14 protein-coding genes are annotated in these 20,869 nt (G+C 28.7%); 9 read left to right on the top strand and 5 right to left on the bottom strand.

What is annotated here, in order from left to right; translation table 11 throughout:
- Positions 1-98: 98 nt before the first annotated feature.
- Positions 99-2,231 (bottom strand): ATP-dependent helicase, encoded by a 2,133-nt coding sequence (locus ACREV6_RS02100; protein ID WP_431576380.1) that lies wholly within the window; start codon positions 2,229-2,231, stop codon positions 99-101.
- A gap of 825 nt (positions 2,232-3,056) precedes the next feature.
- On the opposite strand from ACREV6_RS02100, the gene ACREV6_RS02095 reads away from it, so the two are divergent.
- Positions 3,057-3,869, top strand: coding sequence for a hypothetical protein (locus ACREV6_RS02095; RefSeq protein ID WP_431576379.1), 813 nt, complete (start codon positions 3,057-3,059; stop codon positions 3,867-3,869).
- 720 nt (positions 3,870-4,589) lie between these two features.
- Here the strand turns inward: ACREV6_RS02095 and ACREV6_RS02090 are convergent.
- From ACREV6_RS02090 to ACREV6_RS02075, 4 genes are all read right to left on the bottom strand, one after another.
- On the bottom strand, positions 4,590-4,853 hold the full coding sequence (locus tag ACREV6_RS02090; protein ID WP_431576378.1) for a TIGR04540 family protein: 264 nt from the start codon (positions 4,851-4,853) through the stop codon (positions 4,590-4,592).
- Between the two features lie 185 nt (positions 4,854-5,038).
- Positions 5,039-5,407, bottom strand: coding sequence for a hypothetical protein (locus ACREV6_RS02085; protein ID WP_431576377.1), 369 nt, complete (start codon positions 5,405-5,407; stop codon positions 5,039-5,041).
- A gap of 22 nt (positions 5,408-5,429) precedes the next feature.
- Positions 5,430-6,203: a hypothetical protein gene (locus ACREV6_RS02080; RefSeq protein ID WP_431576376.1), complete on the bottom strand. Its 774-nt coding sequence runs from the start codon at positions 6,201-6,203 to the stop codon at positions 5,430-5,432.
- A 523-nt stretch (positions 6,204-6,726) separates the two neighbouring features.
- The gene (locus ACREV6_RS02075; protein ID WP_431576375.1) at positions 6,727-7,362 is read right to left on the bottom strand and encodes a hypothetical protein; all 636 of its coding nucleotides are present in this window, start codon (positions 7,360-7,362) and stop codon (positions 6,727-6,729) included.
- A gap of 206 nt (positions 7,363-7,568) precedes the next feature.
- Here ACREV6_RS02075 and ACREV6_RS02070 point away from each other — a divergent pair, with 206 nt between their 5' ends.
- The 8 genes from ACREV6_RS02070 to ACREV6_RS02035 all read left to right on the top strand — a co-directional run bounded on the left by ACREV6_RS02070 (position 7,569) and on the right by ACREV6_RS02035 (position 20,857).
- Positions 7,569-9,644, top strand: a complete 2,076-nt coding sequence (locus tag ACREV6_RS02070) for an ATP-dependent DNA helicase (RefSeq protein ID WP_431576374.1) — start codon at positions 7,569-7,571, stop codon at positions 9,642-9,644.
- Positions 9,641-10,267 carry a hypothetical protein gene (locus ACREV6_RS02065; protein WP_431576373.1) on the top strand — a complete coding sequence of 209 codons (627 nt, stop codon included), beginning with the start codon at positions 9,641-9,643 and terminating at the stop codon, positions 10,265-10,267. The genes ACREV6_RS02070 and ACREV6_RS02065 overlap by 4 nt, the downstream gene beginning before the upstream one ends.
- Before the next feature lie 224 nt (positions 10,268-10,491).
- Positions 10,492-12,012, top strand: coding sequence for a type I restriction-modification system subunit M (locus ACREV6_RS02060; protein ID WP_431576372.1), 1,521 nt, complete (start codon positions 10,492-10,494; stop codon positions 12,010-12,012).
- Positions 12,013-12,053: 41 nt separating this feature from the next.
- On the top strand, positions 12,054-13,346 hold the full coding sequence (locus tag ACREV6_RS02055; RefSeq protein ID WP_431576371.1) for a restriction endonuclease subunit S: 1,293 nt from the start codon (positions 12,054-12,056) through the stop codon (positions 13,344-13,346).
- A gap of 24 nt (positions 13,347-13,370) precedes the next feature.
- The gene (locus tag ACREV6_RS02050; protein WP_431576370.1) at positions 13,371-13,583 is read left to right on the top strand and encodes a hypothetical protein; all 213 of its coding nucleotides are present in this window, start codon (positions 13,371-13,373) and stop codon (positions 13,581-13,583) included.
- 21 nt (positions 13,584-13,604) lie between these two features.
- A complete protein-coding gene (locus tag ACREV6_RS02045) occupies positions 13,605-15,638 on the top strand; it encodes a type I restriction endonuclease subunit R (RefSeq protein ID WP_431576369.1) in 2,034 nt (677 codons plus the stop codon).
- A gap of 111 nt (positions 15,639-15,749) precedes the next feature.
- A complete protein-coding gene (locus tag ACREV6_RS02040; RefSeq protein ID WP_431576368.1) occupies positions 15,750-17,615 on the top strand; it encodes an ATP-binding protein in 1,866 nt (621 codons plus the stop codon).
- A 44-nt stretch (positions 17,616-17,659) separates the two neighbouring features.
- Complete coding sequence (locus ACREV6_RS02035) at positions 17,660-20,857, top strand: type I restriction endonuclease subunit R (protein ID WP_431576367.1); 3,198 nt, start codon at positions 17,660-17,662, stop codon at positions 20,855-20,857.
- Positions 20,858-20,869 lie beyond the last annotated feature (12 nt).

The raw sequence follows: 20,869 nt of genomic DNA, 5'->3' as shown, positions 1-20,869 counted from the left end.
ATGATGATTTTATAAAAAAAACAAAGGCCGCACAATACTATATGAACATACACTTTCATATAGTATTATAAAATAAAAATGTAAGCAATAATCAAAAACTAAATATTTAGTATATGTATCAAATTGTTTTTTACACATACCTCGCTCGACAAACACATAACTTTATTTGTGTCCTCAAAAAGCACTGAAATTTTATCATTCTCCTTCTTTATTATGTATCCGTTTCCGAATGTTTTATGTTTTATATTTAAACCTTCATTTAATTGCATTATTATTTTATTATTTATTTGATTTGTTTGAAATTCTCTATTTTGCTGTATAATATTTTTTATCTCATTATAGAAAATAGAAGGTTGTTGATTAACTACTTTAGGATAAAGGATATATACGTTATTTTTAGCCCTCGTTATCGCAACATATGCTATCCGTCTCTCCTCCTCAATATGAGATAATATTTCTTGTTTATCATTACTATCTATAGGAGCAGGAATAACATTGTCTACAAAATCCATTATAAAAACTTTATCAAATTCCATTCCCTTTGCACTATGAATTGTTGTCAATGTTACTACATTTTCACCTTTGAATTTTTTTGAATTTTGGATTTTATTATTTAATGTTTTAATCTCTAATTCTAATTCATTTATGCTCTTAATATTCCCACATAGTATCTCCAACATCTTTAAAATATTGTCTATATTATTTATGTTATATTTAAACTTTTTTGAAAAATTTTCGATGTATTCTTCGTAATTTAGCTCAAATCTTATAAATCGTATGCACTTAGAAGGTTCAAGCTCTTTCAATTTACTAAACTTCTTTATAAACTCTCCGTATCTTATTTTTAAATGCTCATTTACACTTGTTCTTGAAAGAGATTCAAATATATTTTCATCATCCCTTAATTGAAAATGTAATTGAATAATTTCAGTTTTTTTACAATAGGATTTAATCTTGTAATATATTTTCTCGAATGTATTTATGTCAGATAAATTAAATGCAAATTTTATAATGCTTAAAATATCTCTTAATATCCAATGGTTAAAAAAAATAAAAGGAGGGTCTTTGATATAAAATGGTATTTCTGCTTTAAGTAATTTATCAATAATAGTTAGGGATGTAATGTTGTTTCTAAACAAAACAGCACATTCTTTTAAATTATTGTCCTCTTTTATATTATCAACAATAAATTTTGCTTGTTCATTGTTGTTTTCAACATCAATTAAAGTGATTTGTTCTCCTTTTGCATTATTAGTAAATATATCCAAGTTGTATCGAGCTTTATTAATCTTAATAAACTCATTTGCAACATTAGTAATACTTTTTGTACTACGAAAATTCTGGCTCATAAATAATATTTTTGCGTCACTATTATAACTTTTGTTAAAATTCAATAATGTTTCGGGACATGCTCCCCTCCAAGAATAAATTGCCTGGTCTGGGTCACCCACAAGGCATACGTTACATTTCTTACCCATAATTAGTTTGATTATTTCATGTTGAATCTTGCTTACATCTTGACTTTCATCTATTTCTATATAATCGAAATTTTCTATAAACATTTCTAACAATTTTGAATTGGTGGATAAAATTGAATAACATAATTCAAGCATATCATCAAAATCTATATAAAAATTTTCTTTCTTAATATTCTCATATTCATTATATATAGAAATAAAATTACCGCATGGAAATTTACTACTGTATAAATCTTCAACATCTTCTGAATGTATCATCATGTTTTTTAAAAAACCAATGAAATTAGTAATTTCCTGTATCTTATCATCCGTTGTAAAATCTCCGCTATTATATTTTTTATAAAGGTTACGTAAAATATTGTTTTTATTAATATCAGATATATTATTCTCTATTATTTTATAATTGATATTGTGTTTAGAAGCATAATTTCTAATCACATTATATGAAAAACTATGTATTGTATAAAATTTGATTTTTTGCTTAATTATTTGATTGAAATTTTTATTAAACCTGGTTTCCATATCATCAGCAGAGGCTCTGCTAAAAGTTAGTGCAAGTATCCTTGACGGGTTAACCTGATTATTCAAAATTAAATTTGCGGTTCTACATATCAATGCTGTCGTTTTTCCTGACCCTGGTACTGCAATTACTGCTATAGGCCCATTAACAGTAAAAACAACTTGCTCCTGCTCTTTGGTTAAGTTAATATTACATTTTTCTTTAAGAAAACTTTTAAACTTTAGTTGATTCATTATTATTAATACCTCGTTTATTTTATTTAATATTTATTAATAAGCACATTGTTAAATGCAATTTTAAAAATTAAGACAATTAAATATTTTTCTTATCTTTCTATTTTAACACAATTAATATAATGTCTAAAATTATCAGCGAAATACGAATAAATATAGTGCTTACACAACCAAAAAAGAACAAATATTATTTAAAGGTTAGTTTTCTTAATTTGTAACTCTTTAATCTTCTTTATTTCTTCTATAGTTAATTAAGTAAATTCTGCTATCATGGACTAAATAGAGGTAAAGTATACTAAAGCGATAAAGACTTAACGCTTAAAATTGTTTTTTAGTCATTATTGATACTATAAAAATTACAATTAATACCACTGAATCTCCCAATATATAAGCAAATGAAATATTTATAAATTTACAGTAAGTTAGTATTTGGGTTTATATCCAATTTTTCATAAAAGCAGTATAATTAAATAAATATTTGGTTTCGTAAGGAAGAACATAGTGTTATGAAATATACATTTATATGGAGGTCTGAGTTTAACTGTATCAAGTAAAAATGGTGGGTATTTATATTTTAAGAGTGGAGAGCCGATTGATTATGCTCATTTTGTGAATTTATCAGACCAAGATGGAAAGTTTTGGTCAGCACAATTATCTAAATAAATAATATAGTAGCATCTTAAACGCCCATCTCTAAAAGATTACTATAAATTAAAACTACACCTTTATTAATTATGATGGATTAGCACTATTTAATGGGAAGGCATTCCAATATATGAAGTATAATAACAAAATAGGTTCTTGCAAATTTAAAGGAGATAAGCTATGAATTATGTTAAGAATATAAATGATATGCGTAAACATTTAAGCTCTCAAATATTTTTTTTGAAAAATTCAATTAGTTCATATGATTCAGGATTTGAAGATGAAGGTCAGAGAATTGCTACAACTATTAGAATTTTATTACATGACACAGATAACTCAACATCTTTGTTTAAACATCTTGATATGAAAACACACATGCTTTTTCTTTCTACTGCATTGCCATATATACCTGCGAACATGCTGAGTTATGAAGGATTATTAGCAACATCAAGTATTGGAATATACCTTCCTCATTGTTTAAGTGACAATAAAATACAAGGAATATGTTTAGTATTTGAAGACTGGTGGAATGAAATAATTTTAGATGATAAAATAAATGTATTCAGTAGAAAGGATATTGTATTGTATGTGGCTAATAAAGATGGAGGGGCCCATATTGATAAGAATTTAAATGAAGCATATACAAATCTAACCAAGAATAACTCATTATCAGGATACTTGTTAGTAAATAATGAAAAAAAACCACTTTATAATAGTCCCGTTTACGCTTGTATTCGACAAATTGCATTTGAATTATTGTATTCAATTGATTATTCAAAGAATATAAAATCATTTACAAGAAGAAGGGATAATACTGATAAATTTATAGCAACTTATGTTAAAGAAAAAATATATTTCAAACCAGATAAATCTTTAAATAATTTATTTTATGAAGATTGCAGAATATCTAAAAGTGAAGAAAGAAAGAACTATATAGATAAAGTCATTTTTATTAGCGGTAAAATAAGTGAAAGATACGTGATTTTAAAATAATTATATTGAAAAAGAGATTTAGTTATTATTTATTTTCATTGTAATTTTATAGGTTTAAAGGTACAATAACCATCAATGTTATGCCATTTAAAAGCATAATGTATCAAAAAATAAATAATTAGTATTTAAAAATTGAATATTGATGGAAGGAGTCCATTGCTATGAGCAAATCTAAACATTTGTTTTTAAAAATAGTAGCAACAGGATTGATTTTTATATTAATTATGAATCTTATTTTATTAGATTTATATTAATATAGTATCCTGGTTGTTTGCCTATAAAGGTGAACAATTGGACCGTTGAATAAATTAAAATAGTATATTGTATTTTTACTATATACGGAGTTCTTTTCATTAAATATTAATAATTTAAAAAGGAGAAGCTATTTTTGAACTTCTCCTTTTGTGGTTTCTTATTTAATTTTGATTTGTTGAACCATTGGTATAACTATGTTAATCAATAATGATTACCTTCAAAAATGATAATTAAATTTAATATGATTATTAAATGATAAGCTAAAATAAATTAAAATGAATTATTTTTTAATATTTAATTATCTTAACTTATAGAATAACATTTCTGAATATAAAAATTAATTAATGACGTTATTATGATTGCATTGAAAAAAGCATAAATGCCTGGATTTAAGCGTTTATGCCTCTAATGGTGATGTTATATAGCTTATTCTAATTTTCCAAATAGATTAATATGTCATTATAACTAAATGAACCTGTACTGGTGTCCATTAAGCATGTGGTTTACAAGAGTAAGCCTTTTAGTGCCTACCCTTTGAATAATAGTAGGGTTAAATTCGCACGAGCCATTGAACATTTTCTCACCAACATTATCAGCCCATGACCATATAATACTTTTCAATTCATTCTCATTAATTCTACGGGCAACATAATCATCACAAGCTCTCTTAATCTCCTCAATTAGTATTTTTGTTGTCGGAGGATACTTAATATAATCAGGATTTTTCATATGAGCCTCCTTACGTCTGTATTCATTTTGTATTATTTGTATTGATTTTGTATTGATTTTGTATTAGTTTTGTAATGTTAATATAGGTTATATTTAAAGAGTGTGCAAAATAGATTTAGGTGTTTTTATATAGATGGAAACAGGAAATATTTTTTTGACTTGTTTATCCAATAGTATTTTATTAATTAACTTTCATTTAGATATTTACTTATTTCTTCTTCATTATGAAAAAATCTTGATGTATACTTTTTGCTTCTAATATCATTCATTTTCCTATCTATATTAGTCCTAATTATTTTGCTTGTGTAAATACTTAATATTTTTTCATATTTAAATTTCAGGTCATCTATTTTTCGTTTTTTTATTAATAATTCCTTTAAGATTTTGCAGTAGTTATAGGCTTCCGCAGAATTAAAGTTATCATTTTCGATTACCATGAGAAGTTTCTTTATCAGGTCATCTATGGTAGTACCTCTTTTTAAATAATCATTATATTGAATTTCTAACTCCTGAAACAATATTTCTAACTTATTTAATACTTTTAAAACTTCCATAATTCAAGCTTTTACTAACTCTTTATAAAGAACTTAGTAGCTTTTTCCTCGCCTCCTTGGTAGAAAACATCTGTTTATGCTTTAATGGTTCACGATGGTTTTGACATTCTTGCAAATTAAAGAACGTATCTAAAGTATTGAGTAAATAGCCAAGTGGGGGAGAAAAGTATCCTAAGACCTCTATCTCATACTTTAGTTCTCTCCGTTCTTTTCTGATTTTTTTTAGGGTATCCACATACTCAATCTTTTTATCAATAACAAGTTCGGTAAATTCGATGAAATGTAAAATATCTTGGATGGCCATATTGTGCTTAGAAAGACTTTTATAATATTCCTCATTCATCCCCTGGGATTTCCTAATAATTAAATATAACTTAATTATCAATTTATAAAACTTACTATAATCTCCTACAACTGTACCCTGCAATAATTGTTCATCAAAATCCTCACGAAAGGTAAAACTCATATTTTTTACTCTATCAGCAATCTGCTTATATAAACCATTTATAGAACAATCTAAATTTGCCCTTTTGATACCTGATGTTAAGTCGTTAATCAGCTCTTTATTATTAATAATAAAGACTACATTTTTATCTGCTAAACAGCTTGTGTATTCTGCTTCAAGCTTCAATATAATTCTATTTACTAATTTAATTAATGCTTCATACTCATTGGTTGCCTCAAATCTTTTAATTTTCTCTAATATAAAAATTTCTTTGGCTCTATAAACTAAATAACTGGTATAATATATGTTTTCAAAGAAATCACAAAAGCATTGGCAGTAAAGTGTTTCCATGTAAAAGTACATCTCCTTTTTTAACAAAATAGACAATAAAAAAAGTTGGTGTAGATTATAGTCAATAGATATTTGACTAACACTACACCAACTTCAAAAAGTTGAATTTTTTATATTTACGTTTTAACTCATTAAATATTTTATGCCAATACATATGGGTCCCCTCCTATTTAATTTAAGTTTATCCCTATAATTATATCATAATTCATAATATTTATACATTAAGCTAAAAAATATTATATACGGTAATAATCGGTTGATGGTCATACACAATTGAAGATACAGTATTATTTAACTTATTTAACATAAAAATTGAATTGCCTCATTGAAACTAAAATTGTTTTCTTTGTGTTAAATATTTGAAATTCATATTAATATTCTGAAAACTTAATATGGATAACATATCACAAGTACATTTTAGGGTGACCACTTCCTGTTATCAACCGTTATCTATCGTATATAGAATATAAGAGAATGTGCCATTTATTTATATCCATATATGCATAGCTATATTTGAGGATTATTAATCCTCATCAGTTTTGGGATAATCATATAAATAGTGATTTGCTATCATGTTCAAAGTATCACTAATCTCTTTAAATCTCTCTAAGAAGTTTTCCAAATCAATTACTACATTATCTAATTCGTCTATATAAAAATGATTAATATACTTCTGGCTAAAAGGGTATCTTGAAAAGTCCATATTGTCTTTATGTTTTCCACATGATTTGGGTTCGATTTTTTTATATAATTCATCAAGATATTCCTTTAAATTCATGGTTATTTTTTTAAATTCATCTCTGTTTTCTTTTTCTTTTTCAAATTTATTTACTAATGAGCATACAATGGTGAATATCTGCTTTATGTCATGGTTTCCCTCAATTTTAACATCGTTTTCTAATAAAACATTTAATGACCAGGTAATTGCTTTCAAGTATAGCTCTATTCCATGATTAGCGTTAAACAATATTGGGAAAATAATAATATCGGCTTTCTTATCTCTGTTATCATTCAATGACTGTTCAGTTAATAGTATTGAAGATTTCATAAATCCTTCTGCAATAGTTATCATATTATCAATATGTGAATGCTTTTCAGTTCTCCAATTCAAATAGGCATTTTTATGAATAGATATGTTATAAGAAAATACATCTTTCATATATGATTCCTCCTTAAAATTATTATTTTTGATTTGCCATTATAAAAATAGCTCTTATAAGATTATATCAAATTTTAACACATATTGTAATATAACCTAATAACTAAAGAAATTTTACAAATTGATTAGAGATTATATGGATAAATGGTATAATAATGTTATATGGTTCAGCTATAAACTTTATTAGGAAGGTGTTTATAAATTATATGAATTTTACGGATTACATTTTAGATATAAATAAGCCTATTGATATTATTGAACAACTTGATTTTGACGAAGGAATAACCCAAAAGGTCTGGGATTTGTTTGATAAAAAACTACCCATGTTAGGCTATGAATTAAGGGAAGGCCAAGAAGATATGGCATATGATATATCCGAAGCTATAAGAGATAATCGCCATATAATAATAGAAGCAGGTGTCGGCATAGGCAAATCTTATGCTTATTTAGCTCCATTGATATATTACAATAGGTTAACAAATAGTCCTGTAATTATTTCGACTTCTACTATTTTACTACAGGAACAGCTAATAAAAGATATTGACAAACTATCAAGTATAATAAGTATTTATCCAGAGGTTATACTTGCAAAAGGAATGTCGCATTTTATCTGTTTAGATAGGGCTTTTGACTATCTAAATTATAATACTAAAATTTCAAAAATATATCCTTGGTTGGAGGGTTGGTTAGTAAATACGAATAATGGAGATAGGACAACCCTCCCCAACCAGATTAAAGATAGTTTGTGGAAAAAACTTAATGTAACTGCATGTCGGTCCAGGGAATGTAAATACGGATTTGATTGCTACTATTCTAAAAAAAGAAGGTCGATGTTAGAGACTAAGGGAATTATTCTATGTAACCATGATTTATTAGCTGTAGATTTACAGAAAAAAAATAAAGGATTAAACCCTTTATTATCTAAAGAAGCAAAATTAATAGTGTTAGACGAAGCTCACAACTTAGAAGATAAAGTTAGAAACTCATTAAAACAAGAATATTTATTAAATGATGTTAGTAAAATTGTTAATGAAGCAACCCAGTTTCTTGCAAGGCTTTATAGCTATGATAATATGGAAGACAAGATTTTAGATTTACTAAAGGAAATTTACATACAGCTTTGGGAGCAGGTTGAGGTGCAATATTCAAAGATGTTTTCAAGTGATGGAGACATTGTAAGATTTTATATAAATAAAGAAAAAATAAGCGGAAATGTGAGACTATTTACTAAAGCCACCGATGGATTAAGTGCTAAGGTCCAGTTAGCAAATAATGTGAGATTTGAGAGTGTTCAAGATAATATAATTGAGAACCTTGAAGTTATTCGGGATTTCTTTAACGACTTAGTTTATAAGGGTTCTAATATGTTATTTTGGATTGAGCTAAGTGGAAAGCGGAATTCTTTTAAAGATATATCCATTATAGGATGTCAAAAAAAAATGCACAAAGCAATTAATGAATTATTTTTTCAATCAAAAAAATATAAGACAATTTTAACATCAGCAACACTTACGAATAGCTTTAAAGGAAGTAATAAGGAAAGATATTCGTATATAATAAAAAATTTAGGTTTTCCATTAGAGCCTATTGGGGAGCTATCTGAGCCTAAAAAGTCGCCATATCCTTATAATGAAAATGCTTTAATATATTATAAAGAAGATATGCCTCACCCAACTAATGAAAGGGAAAAATTCATTTGTAAAAGTATAGATGTAATAGCTGAATTACTTTTTATAACTAATGGAAAATCCCTTATGCTATTTACATCGAAGAGTGATATGTTAGCAGTATATAATGGATTACTAAAGAAAAACCTTCCTTGGAAACTGCTTGTTCAGCAGGAAGGTTCCTCACAAGGGGCAACTATTGCTGAATTTAAATCAGATATAAATTCGATTTTATTAGGCACAGGTGTATATTGGGAAGGAATTAGTATAGAGGGAGTTGCCTTGTCTAATCTAATTATTTTCAGATTGCCATTTCCTGTTCCTGACCCAGTAATTGATTATAAAAAAAGTCTCTCTAATAATTCTTTAATGGAGGTAGATGTGCCTGAAATGTTAGTCAAGCTCAGACAAGGTGTTGGAAGATTAATTCGTAATTATGAGGATAAGGGAATTGTAACTATACTTGACCCAAGGGTGGGGGATACATCTAATAGACCATATAAAAATTCAGTATGGGATGCCCTTCCAATAAAGACAAAGACTAATGATATTAGTAAGGTGAAAGAATTTGCAATGAAGTATTTGAATGGGGGGGGGGGGAAGTTATATAAATGATGTATAGTAAAGCAAGAATTGATGCATTGACTGGGAGTGTACTTGATGAAATGATTAAACATATTTCAGAGAGGTGGATTGAAGATATTTATAATACATATGAAAATGCCTGTAGCTCGGTTTTAAAAAGGTTTGATGTAAAAGTTACCGAGTTAAACAAAGATAGGTATGATAGAATGTTTCTTGAATTATTATCCTTTGGTCTGTTTTTATCAATAAATATAGCTTCTGGTATTTTTATAATTAAAAAAGGGTTTTTTAAAAAAGAGATTGATGTAGAAAGTAAACAGTATTTTAGGGAAACAATTGCTACTTTAACAGCAGAATATATAAATACACACTCCTTAAATAATATTCCAGAGTTTGTTATAAAAGAAATCGACCCACAAATAGTATTCGGATATGGCGAAGACATATATTTTTGGAACAGAGTTAATAGTTATGCAAAGCTTTATTTTTCAGAGGATTCGGAGGGTAAAGAAATAGAGCTATTTGGAAAGAATATTGGAAAAGCATTAGATACAGTACACTATCCAATACTTTCTGTTATTGGTGGACAATATTGCAATAGCATAGTAAACGATATTAGTAAAATATTTGATAAAAATAAAATGAGTGTTTAGAACAGCGTTAATAAATTTATGATTAAGTTAATAAATGACATTGAAACTAAGGTTCTGTAAGCATAATTTCCTTACAAAACCTTTTTTTATTTATAGTAGATACTTATTTTACTTTAACATAATTCCTATAGGCAGAAAAACACAAAAATGTGGTAAACTAAACGTATAGATTATTATTATAAATACAAAAAATAATTGATATAGATTGACGAGGAGAGAGAACTATGGAAAAATTGACATTACAAAATTTAGAGGGCGTATTATGGTCATGTGCGGATATTTTAAGGGGTGAGTTATCGGCCGCAGAATATAAGGATTATATATTTGGATTACTATTCTTAAAGAGATTAAATGATGAATTTGATGAAGAAAGAGGAATTAGGAATAAGGAATTTGTTGAGCAGGGAATGGTTGCAGAAGAAGTAGAAATGCTGTTGAATGACAGCTCTATTTATGAAACTTTTTATGTACCTGAAAGTGCAAGATGGGGTAAGTTAAAAAACTTGAATTTAAATGTAGGACCCGAACTTGATAAGGCTTTTAAAGCGTTAGAAGATGAACCTAAAAATGCAGAGCTTATTGGTGTTCTTACTACTGCTAATTATAATGATAAAGAGAGAGTTCCCGACAAGAAACTTTCACAACTGCTTTTGGTTTTGGATACTATTAACATTGCAAACTCTAATTTGGAATCTGAGGATATACTTGGAGACGCATATCAGTATTTGATAAAACAATTCGCAGATGAAGGCGGAAAAAAGGGTGGGGAATTTTACACGCCTACAGAAATTGTAAGAATAATGGTGAATGTTTTGAAACCACAAGAAGGCGATAGAATTTATGACCCAACAGCGGGTTCAGGCGGTATGCTTATTCAATCATTACAATATATAAAAAATAAAGGTGGAAACTATAAAAATATATCGTTATTTGGGCAAGAAATTAATTTATCAACATGGGCTATTTGCAAGATGAATATGTTGTTCCATGGAGCAAAGGGAGCAGATATTCAAAAGGGTGATACTATAAGAGAACCAAAACATACAGAGGGTGGAGTTTTGAAGACATACGATAAAGTCCTTGCTAATCCTCCATTTTCGTTAAGTAACTGGGGCCTGGAAGAAGCAAGTGCTGACCAGTTTCACAGATTCCCATATGGAATACCTCCGAAATCCTACGGAGATTTGGCCTTCGTTTGCCATATGATAGCAAGTTTAAATGTAAGAGGTAAGATGTGTTCAGTAGTTCCTCATGGAGTTTTATTTAGAGGTGGCTCAGAAGGTAAAATAAGAGAAGGCTTTTTAAAGGATGATTTAGTTGAAGCTATAATTGGACTGCCATCAAATATATTTTATGGTACATCTATTCCTGCGGCCATAATTGTAATTAATAAGAATAAGACAGAAGATAGAAGAAATAAGGTTTTATTTATAGACGGGAGCAATTATTTTGTTAAAGATGGAAATAAGAATAAAGTAAGAGATGAAGACATTGATAAGATTGTAAAAGCTTATGATGAATATGTAGATGTAGAAAAGTATGCAAATGTTGTTGATATAGAAGATATAAAAGAAAATGATTATAACCTTAATATCAGCAGGTATGTTGATACAAGTGAAGAAGAGGAAGAAGTAGGCATTGAATCAGTTATTGAGGAAATAAATGAATTAGGGATTAAGGAAAAAGAGATAGGATTAAAGTTGAATGGGTATTTGAAGGAATTAGGGTTTGAAGAGATAGAATAGGATTTGGAAGAAGATAATATAGAGGTTGAGGTGGTAAATTAGTGAAAAATGTTAGAGAAGGATATAAAATTACTGAGTTAGGGGAGATACCTTTTGATTGGGAAATTGTGAATATAGATAAGGTTTCTGAATTTGTTGGAAGTGGAGTTACACCTAAAGGGGGGCAAAGTGTTTATAAAGCTGAAGGAATACCCTTTATAAGAAGTCAAAATGTTTATCCACAAGGATTATTTTTAAACAATATAGCTTATATAGATGAAGAACAAAATGAAAAAATGAAAAGGACCAAAATTCAAGATGAAGATATACTGTTAAATATTACAGGAGCTTCAATAGGTAGATGTACATTAGTGCCGATTGGATTTGGTAGAGGAAATGTAAATCAACATGTATGTATAATAAGAACTACTGATAAAACGAATCCACAATATATAAGTATTTGTTTGAATTCAGAAATAGGGAAAAAACAAATTGATTCATTTAATGGAGGTTCAAGCAGGGAGGGGCTAAATTTTCAACAGGTTCGAGGTATAAAGCTTCCTATGCCAATATTAATAGAACAACAAAAAATTTCATTAATACTATCCTCAGTAGATGAAAAAATAGAAAATACTGATAAACTTATAGAAAAATCAAAGGAGCTAAAAAAAGGGCTTATGCAGAGGCTTCTTACAAAAGGAATCGGGCATGATAGGTTTAAGGATACTGAAACTGGAAGGATACCTGAGGAGTGGGAAGTTAGAAAAATGAAAGATATAATTGAGACAACTCAATTAGGAACAAATGCTATTGGAAGTAATGATATCGAGAAAGGGATTCCTATGATAAAAATGGGGAATCTCTTAATTGGTGGATTTAATTTTGATAAGGTCCAGTATATAAAAAATGGAGATTTTGATATTAACAAAGAGTTTGTACTGAAAAAAGGAGATTTCTTGTTTAACACAAGAAATACATTAGATTTAGTTGGGAAATCCTCTACATGGAATAATCAATTAGCATTAGCTATTTTTAATAGTAATATAATGAGAATCCAATACAAAATAGATATTGATAGTTTTTATATGTCGTATTACTTTGCCGATAATATTGGGTGGAGACAATTAAAGTCAATTGCTAAAGGTACTACAAGTGTTGGGGCCATATATACTAAAGATTTAATTAATATAAAGGTAAAGATACCACCATTAAACGAACAGGTGAAAATAGCTTTAATTCTATCCTCAGTAGATGAAAAAATAAATCAATATCAATTTAAAAAAGAAAAACTTCAAGAACTTAAAAAGGGACTTATGCAGAAACTTTTGACAGGGAAGATTAGGGTTAAAGTTTAAGGAAAAAGGGGGTATGCGGAATTTATGGCTACATATAAGCAGATACAAAAATATGTAAAAGAGACACATGGTTTTATTCCTAAGACTTGCTGGATAGCACATATGAAAGAGGTATTGGGATTAGAAAGTAAAGTAGCTTTTAACAGAATTAATATAGATAAAAGGACAAATCCACGTCCAGAAGATAAACAAAAGTATATTGGGGAAGCTTTTAGGCATTTTAATATGGTTGGTTAACATAAAAAGGGGGGCGAGGGTATGTCTTATATAGGTAATGAAGAAGAGCTAATAGAATTACCAACAATAGAATATCTACAAAAGAACTTGGGGTATGAGTTTATTAATGGGGAAAAATTATCACCTGAGTTGGGAGAAAGAAGTTCTTATGGAGAAGTAATATTGAATAAAAGGCTTGAAAAAGCTTTGTATAGGTTAAATTCATGGATGAATGAATCTGATGTATCTAAGGCAATTGAGTATTTAAAATGCAAAGAACAAAAGGAAGAGGCATTAATTAATATAAACAACAAAATACACAATACTTTAGTAGATTCAAATTTTACTATTGAGAAAGTAGACAATAAAGATGAAAGTAAACAACAAAGAGTTAGTTTTATTGATTGGGAGAATACTAATAATAATGATTTTTTAGTTACCAGTCAGTTTAAAGTTAAGGGGATTAATGAAGATATTATTGCTGATATTGTTATTTTCATTAATGGAATTCCAGTTGTGGTATTAGAGTGTAAATCAGGCTTGATAGAAAATAAAAATGATTTAAAACAACAAGCCTATGAAAAACTGAACCAATATATTAATAGAAGCAAGGTTACTGGAAAAGAGCGTGTAGAACAATTATTCTATACCAACTTTTTTACAGGAGTGCTAACAGAAAATAATAATTATATTGGTACAATAAGCCCCTTAGATTCTCAGTATTTGCATTGGAATGACTGTTATCCTTTTGCAAAACAGGAGTTGGATGATATAGAAAAACATCCAAACAACTTAGCATTACAGGGGGTTTTTCATAAGGAAAATATTTTGAATATTATGAGTAATTTTATTGTCTTTGAAAATGACAATCACAGTATAGCTAAGAGAATGTGTAGATATTATCAATATAGAGCTGTCGATAAAGCTGTTATGGAACTAATGAATTACCCTAAAGCTCAAAATTCTTGTGGCTTTATACACCAAACTCATGGTTCTGGAAGATATATGACGATGGTATACTTAATCAATAAAATAAAGAAGATTGATAATTTAGCAAATAATATGATTGTAATTGTAACGGATAGGGTCGATTCAAGTAGGCAATTATATGATGTTTTTATTAGGATGGGAATAAATTTGCCTATAAAGTGTGTTGTAACATCAAACGAGTTAAAAGATATATTAATTCAGGGGAAGAGCGAAATAGTTATCACAACTATACAAAAGTTCCAAGACGAAGAAGGAATAATATTAAATGAAAATCGTAATGTTATTGTTTTAGTGGATAATGCTCATAGAACTCAAAGAGGAAGGGTAGCATTAAAAATGAGACAATCCTTGCCTAATGCTACTTATATCGGATTTTCACAAGTGATAAATAAAAACGTACAACAAATGTTTGGGAATTGCATTGACAAGTATTCAATGAAAAATGCTACTGAAGATGGTTTTGCTATAAAAATATTATATGACCAAAGATTGCGAAAATATCAAATTGATACTTTAGAACTAAAATATACTAATGATGATGGCGAAGTTCTACTTGAAGATGATGATAGGAAAAATCTACTCGAAGATGATAATAGAATAGATGAAATTGCAAAGGATATATTAAGTCATTATAAAGATAATGTATATCCTGGGGGATTCAAGGCACAGGTAGTATGCTCTTCAAGAAGAGCATGTATTAAATACTATGAAGCACTAAATAAATACATGACGGAAGTTATAGGTGAACCGTTAGAAATAGGAGTTATAACTTCTTCAAATGTTAACGATTCTCCTGCGATGAATAGATATTCTTTAAATAAACAAGAACAACATGATGTAATTAGAAGATTTAAAGAACCGTTGAGTAATAATAAATTAGCATTTTTAGTGGTGACGGATATGCTACTTACGGATTTTGATGCACCTATTCAACAAGCTATATATATTTGCAAGAACTTAACAGGTAATAAGTTAGCACAGTCCACTATAAGAGTTAGCAGACCTTATGAAGATAAACAGTGTGCATATATAGTTGACTATTATGGGATTTCAGATTGTATATCTGAAATAATTGATAACAATTAGGTACATTAGAATTGAATAATACTGAAATTATATTTTATTTAGGGGAGGTTAGATATGAATTAGTATAAAGTGAATATTATATATGCAAAGTTATATAAAGGGGGCATTTTCATGAGATTGAAAAAACTGAAACTTGAAAATTTTAGAGGGTATACTAATGGGGAAATTAGCTTTGATAATGATATGAATGTAATTATAGGAAGAAATGATGTGGGAAAATCAACAATTATGGATGCATTAGAAATCTTTTTTAATGGAAACAGTAGTGATTGCCAAGTCAAAATAGATATAGATGATTTAAATGTTTGTTGCGGAGATGATAATAAGCAAGTAAAGGTTATATGTTGTTTTGAAAATATTGATAATAAAGAAATATTAGTCGATACTACAAATTTGACAAATTTAAAGGAAGAATACTTATATAATGAAGAGGGATTATTAGAGATAGCAAAAGTATGGAATTGTTCAAAAACTAAAATAGGGGCATCAGACTTAAAGATTTATTTAATATCAAACTATCCAGTAATTTTTGATAAGCCCTTAATAATATTAAAAATTCAGGAGTTAAGAAAAAAATTAGATGAAATAAAAGCTGAAATTACAGATTATGAAGAAATTAATAAGACTAAGAATGCGGAACTTAGAAAAGCATTATACAGTTATCATGTGAAAAATAAAGAAGTAGAGTTTAATAATACTGAAATTGACATTGCAAAAGAAGATGCAAAAAATGTTTGGGAAAGTATAAAAACTAATTTACCATTGTTTTTTTTATTTCAATCAGATAGAAGTAATACGGATGGTGATTCAGAAGTACAAAATCCATTAAAGTTAGCAACTAAAAATGCTCTTGCTGAGATGGAAACAGTATTAAGTGATGTTAGAAAACAAGTGGAAAGAGAAGTGAAAAAGATTGGTGAAAGAACTATAGAGAAGTTAAAGGAATTAGATGCAGGTATAGCACAAAATTTAAAAACTGAATTAAAGTTAAAACCATGGGATTCTATATTTTCGTTTGATTTAATTGCTGATAATAATATTCCATTAAATAAAAGAGGTAGTGGGGTTAGACGACTTATATTATTAAGTTATTTTAGAGCTGAAGCAGAGAGAATATCAAATGAAAGCAGTTCAAAAGATATTATATATGCAATAGAAGAACCTGAAACTTCACAGCATCCTGACTTTCAAAAAATGATAATTGAATCTTTATTAGAGATTTCTAAAGATGCGAAGCATCAAATTATTTTAACAACACATACCCCTGAAATAGCGAAAATGGTTAGTGTTGACCAATTAATTTTCATAAAAAAAGATGAAATGAATAAACCATTTGCTGAAATTGATGAAGAAATTAAAATAAAAGATATTGTTGAAACTTTGGGCATCCTTCCAGGAATAACATCAAAGTTAGTAATATGCGTTGAAGGTGAAAACGATGTTAATTTTATTAAGAATATCAATAAAAATATAGATGAATTTAAAGAAATTATTGATATTGAAAAAGAGGGTATTAATATTATTTCTTTTGGTGGAAGTAATTTAAAAAGGTGGATAGAAAAGAACTATTTAATAGGCTCAAATGTGAAAGAAGTGCATATTTATGATAATGATGTGGAGGAATATGCAAAGAAAATCAAAGAAATAAATGAAGTTAACGATGGTAGAAGGTTTGGATGGATTACGCAAAAGAGAGAAATGGAGAATTATATAAATCCAAATCTCATAGAGCAAGAACTTGCAATAAGTATTCCAGATAAACACAAAGAAAACTGGGATAATACTGATGTTCCCAAAATTTTGATTGGAAAAACTATGACACAAATTAATGACGTTAAGTTAAGAGAAAAAGCTATAAAAGTGAGATTAAATAGTGGAGTTTCTAAGAAGATAAATAAACAGTTCCTTGAAGAAATTAACGCTTATAAGGAAATTGAAAAGTGGTTTTTAGATATTAAAGAGGTATATGATAAATAAGATTTCAAGCTTCATATTATTTTGTATACAAAGGGTGTGAAAACATGTCTTATCTTGGTAATGAAGAAACGTTGGTAGAATTACCTGCAATAAAGTATTTAACAGATAACTTAAAATATGATTTCATCCATGGTAAAGAACTCATTCCTGAAAAAGGAGAAAGAGATTCTTTAACGGAGGTAATCCTTGTAAAAAGGCTTGAGAAAGCTTTGAAAAGGTTAAATCCCTGGATGGATGAAGGAAATATTAGTAAGGCTATTAGATATTTAAGCAGACCAGAGAATTTAGGGTCAAGTTTATTAGAGATAAATGAAAAGCTTTATGACTCAATTGTAGATTTAAACTATACAGTAGATAAAGATATATATGGTAATGGTCAAAAAAAGCCTCAGACAGTACATTTTATTGATTGGACTAATGTAGATAATAATGAATTTTTAGTTACACGCCAGTTTGAAGTTAAAACTATTTTAGGAAAATCAATATACCCTGATATAGTAATATTTGTTAATGGAATACCAGTTGTGGTTTTAGAATGTAAATCACCATTCTTAGAAAAAACAAAGAATGAAAATATAGGTAAAAATGAAGCCTTTAAGCAACTTAGAAGATATATGAATGAAAGAGATAATAACATTTTAGAGGGGAATCCAAGACTTTTTTATACAAATTTCTTTACAGGAATAATGAATAAGTATCATGCTTATTTGGGGACTATTAGCTCTAAATATAATCATTATTTGGAATGGAAGGACCCTTACCCATTTGCAAAAGATAAGGTAGAAGGGTTAGAGGACAATGGGCAAAATTTATTTATTCAAGGGTTGTTAGAAAAAAATAATCTTCTTGATGTAATGAGGAATTTTTTATTATTTGAAACAGATAGTGGAGCTACAGTAAAGAAAATATGTAGATACCAACAGTTTAGAGCGGTTAATAAAGCCATTAGTAGATTGAACCAAGGAAAGGACTGTTTATCAAGAGGTGGCGTTGTATGGCACACACAGGGTTCAGGAAAATCTTTAACAATGGTTATGTTAGCAAGAAAGATAAAGAGAACTAAAGAGCTTTCTGACGCTACTATAGTGGTAGTGACAGATAGAATTGATTTGGATAAGCAAATATATGCTACGTTCATAAGGACTTTATCAAAAATAACTACCCCAGAACGTGCTAATAAAATTTCAGTAATGAAGGATTTGTTATCAAAAGCACAGTCCAAGGTTATAATGACTACTATTCAGAAGTTTGAAAGTGAAATAGAAGAAAGAGAAGTTATTGAAAATGGTGAGAAGGTTAAGAAAAGATTTAGCCTTCCATATGAGGTTTTAACAACAAAATCTAATGTAATTGTGCTTACAGATGAAGCTCACCGTAGTCAATATAAGGATACAGCCTCAAATATGCGTACAGCATTACCCAATGCAACGTTTATAGGATTTACTGGCACTCCTATTGATAAAGATGATAAGTCAACGCCAAGAACTTTTGGAGGATACATAGATAAATATGGTATTAAGGAAGCTGTGGATGATGGAGCTACTGTTAAGATAGTATATGAGGGTAGACGGTCAGAACTTCACATCAAAGGTGATAGCTTAGACGATTTGTTTAATGAGGCCTTCAATGAGAAAAGTGATGAAGAAAGAGAAGCCATAAAACAAAAATATGCTAATAAGAAAACAATAATTGAAGCTGATGATAGAATTAAGGATATAGCAATAGACATACTTAAACATTATAGAGATAATATTTTTCCTAATGGGTTCAAGGCACAAATTGTTTGTGTAAGCAGGGTGGCTTGTGTTAAATATTATAATGCTATAAAAGAACATATGAATGAGATAATGGGAGCAGAATTAGAGTGTAAGGTTATTTTCTCTGGTAACTTGAATGAAGAAACTTTTCTAAAGGAACATTTTACAACAAAGACTGAGCAGGAAAGTATTATAGATAGATTCAAGCAACCAATAGAAAAAGACAAGCTTTGTTTTATTATTGTAAAAGATATGCTCCTAACTGGTTTTGACGCACCTATCGAGCAAGTAATGTATCTTGATAGACCCTTAAAAGAGCATAATCTGTTACAGGCTATTGCAAGAGTAAATAGAACTTGCACAACTGATATTATGCGTAAGGTGGAAGATGGAAATATTAAGAAAGATAGCATTATAAAGCAGTGCGGATATGTTGTAGATTATTATGGTGTTTCAGATTATTTAGAGGAAGCTTTAGATATATTCGATAAGCAGGACTTAGGTCAACCTATGCAACCACTAAATGAATTATATAAAGAAATGCTATCCTATCGAGAAGACATTATGAATATGTTCAAGGGAAAAGATAAAAATAATCTTGATGAACTTATTAATGTGTTAGAACCACAGGATAAGAGAGCAGAATTTGAAATAGGATATAAGCGTTTTTCAGGTGCGGTAGAATCACTACTGCCATCTCATGTTGGGACTGATATTATAAATGATGTAAAATGGCTTGTGTATATACGAGCGGGGGCAAAAGCAAAGTACAGCCCACAAGAGGAATTAGACATTAGCGATTGTGGTGAGAAGGTAAGAAAAATAATTGAGGAACATTTAAAATCTCTTGGAGTTTTCCAGTGGATAGAGCCTATCACGTTATTTGAAGATGATTTTAAGAGTAAGATTAGTACCCTAAAATCTGATGAAGCCCAAGCTTCTGCTATGGAACATGCTGTAAAACATGCAATAAGTGTAAAAATGGATGATAACCCTGTATTTTTCACAAGCCTTTTAGAAAAACTTCAAAAGATACTTGATGAAACTAAAAATAACTGGATAGAGAAGAAAAAGAAGCTTGAAGAATTTATTGAAAAAGAAGTTGAAAAAGGTACAAAGTCACAGTCTGAAAGCTTAGGGTTAACAGAGAAAGAATTTGCTTTTTTTGAAGTGGTGAAAAAGTATATATTAGAAGATAGTGATGTCATTGAGGAAAAAGGGAATAAGCTTCACGAGGAAAGTGAAACATATATTAGCCAAGATATAATTGATTTATCCAAAGAAATAGCAAAGGATATGTCACAAATTATTCAGGAGAACTATTGTGTGGATTGGGTTACTAACAATTCCAAAACATCAGATGTTGAGAGAGCAATCTTTATGATACTTAATAAAAAGTATTTTAAAAAGATTAAATTCGATGTAAGGAAACAAATGGTTCAACCATTATTAAACTTAGCTAAAAAGCATTTTTCAGTCATTTAAAAATTAGTATAT

The organism is Clostridium sp., from assembly GCF_050717515.1.
In the GTDB taxonomy this organism is placed as follows: Bacteria; Bacillota; Clostridia; order Clostridiales; family Clostridiaceae; genus Clostridium_AD.
This window is presented reverse-complemented; position numbering and strand designations above follow the sequence as displayed.

Coding starts and splice junctions, on each gene's coding strand:
- ACREV6_RS02070 (WP_431576374.1), top strand. CDS start 7,569: ATGAATTTTACGGATTACATTTTAGATATAAATAAGCCTATTGATATT.
- ACREV6_RS02100 (WP_431576380.1), bottom strand. CDS start 2,231: ATGAATCAACTAAAGTTTAAAAGTTTTCTTAAAGAAAAATGTAATATT.
- ACREV6_RS02045 (WP_431576369.1), top strand. CDS start 13,605: ATGTCTTATATAGGTAATGAAGAAGAGCTAATAGAATTACCAACAATA.
- ACREV6_RS02040 (WP_431576368.1), top strand. CDS start 15,750: ATGAGATTGAAAAAACTGAAACTTGAAAATTTTAGAGGGTATACTAAT.
- ACREV6_RS02075 (WP_431576375.1), bottom strand. CDS start 7,362: ATGAAAGATGTATTTTCTTATAACATATCTATTCATAAAAATGCCTAT.
- ACREV6_RS02035 (WP_431576367.1), top strand. CDS start 17,660: ATGTCTTATCTTGGTAATGAAGAAACGTTGGTAGAATTACCTGCAATA.
- ACREV6_RS02060 (WP_431576372.1), top strand. CDS start 10,492: ATGGAAAAATTGACATTACAAAATTTAGAGGGCGTATTATGGTCATGT.
- ACREV6_RS02090 (WP_431576378.1), bottom strand. CDS start 4,853: ATGAAAAATCCTGATTATATTAAGTATCCTCCGACAACAAAAATACTA.
- ACREV6_RS02050 (WP_431576370.1), top strand. CDS start 13,371: ATGGCTACATATAAGCAGATACAAAAATATGTAAAAGAGACACATGGT.
- ACREV6_RS02085 (WP_431576377.1), bottom strand. CDS start 5,407: ATGGAAGTTTTAAAAGTATTAAATAAGTTAGAAATATTGTTTCAGGAG.
- ACREV6_RS02095 (WP_431576379.1), top strand. CDS start 3,057: ATGAATTATGTTAAGAATATAAATGATATGCGTAAACATTTAAGCTCT.
- ACREV6_RS02080 (WP_431576376.1), bottom strand. CDS start 6,203: ATGGAAACACTTTACTGCCAATGCTTTTGTGATTTCTTTGAAAACATA.
- ACREV6_RS02065 (WP_431576373.1), top strand. CDS start 9,641: ATGATGTATAGTAAAGCAAGAATTGATGCATTGACTGGGAGTGTACTT.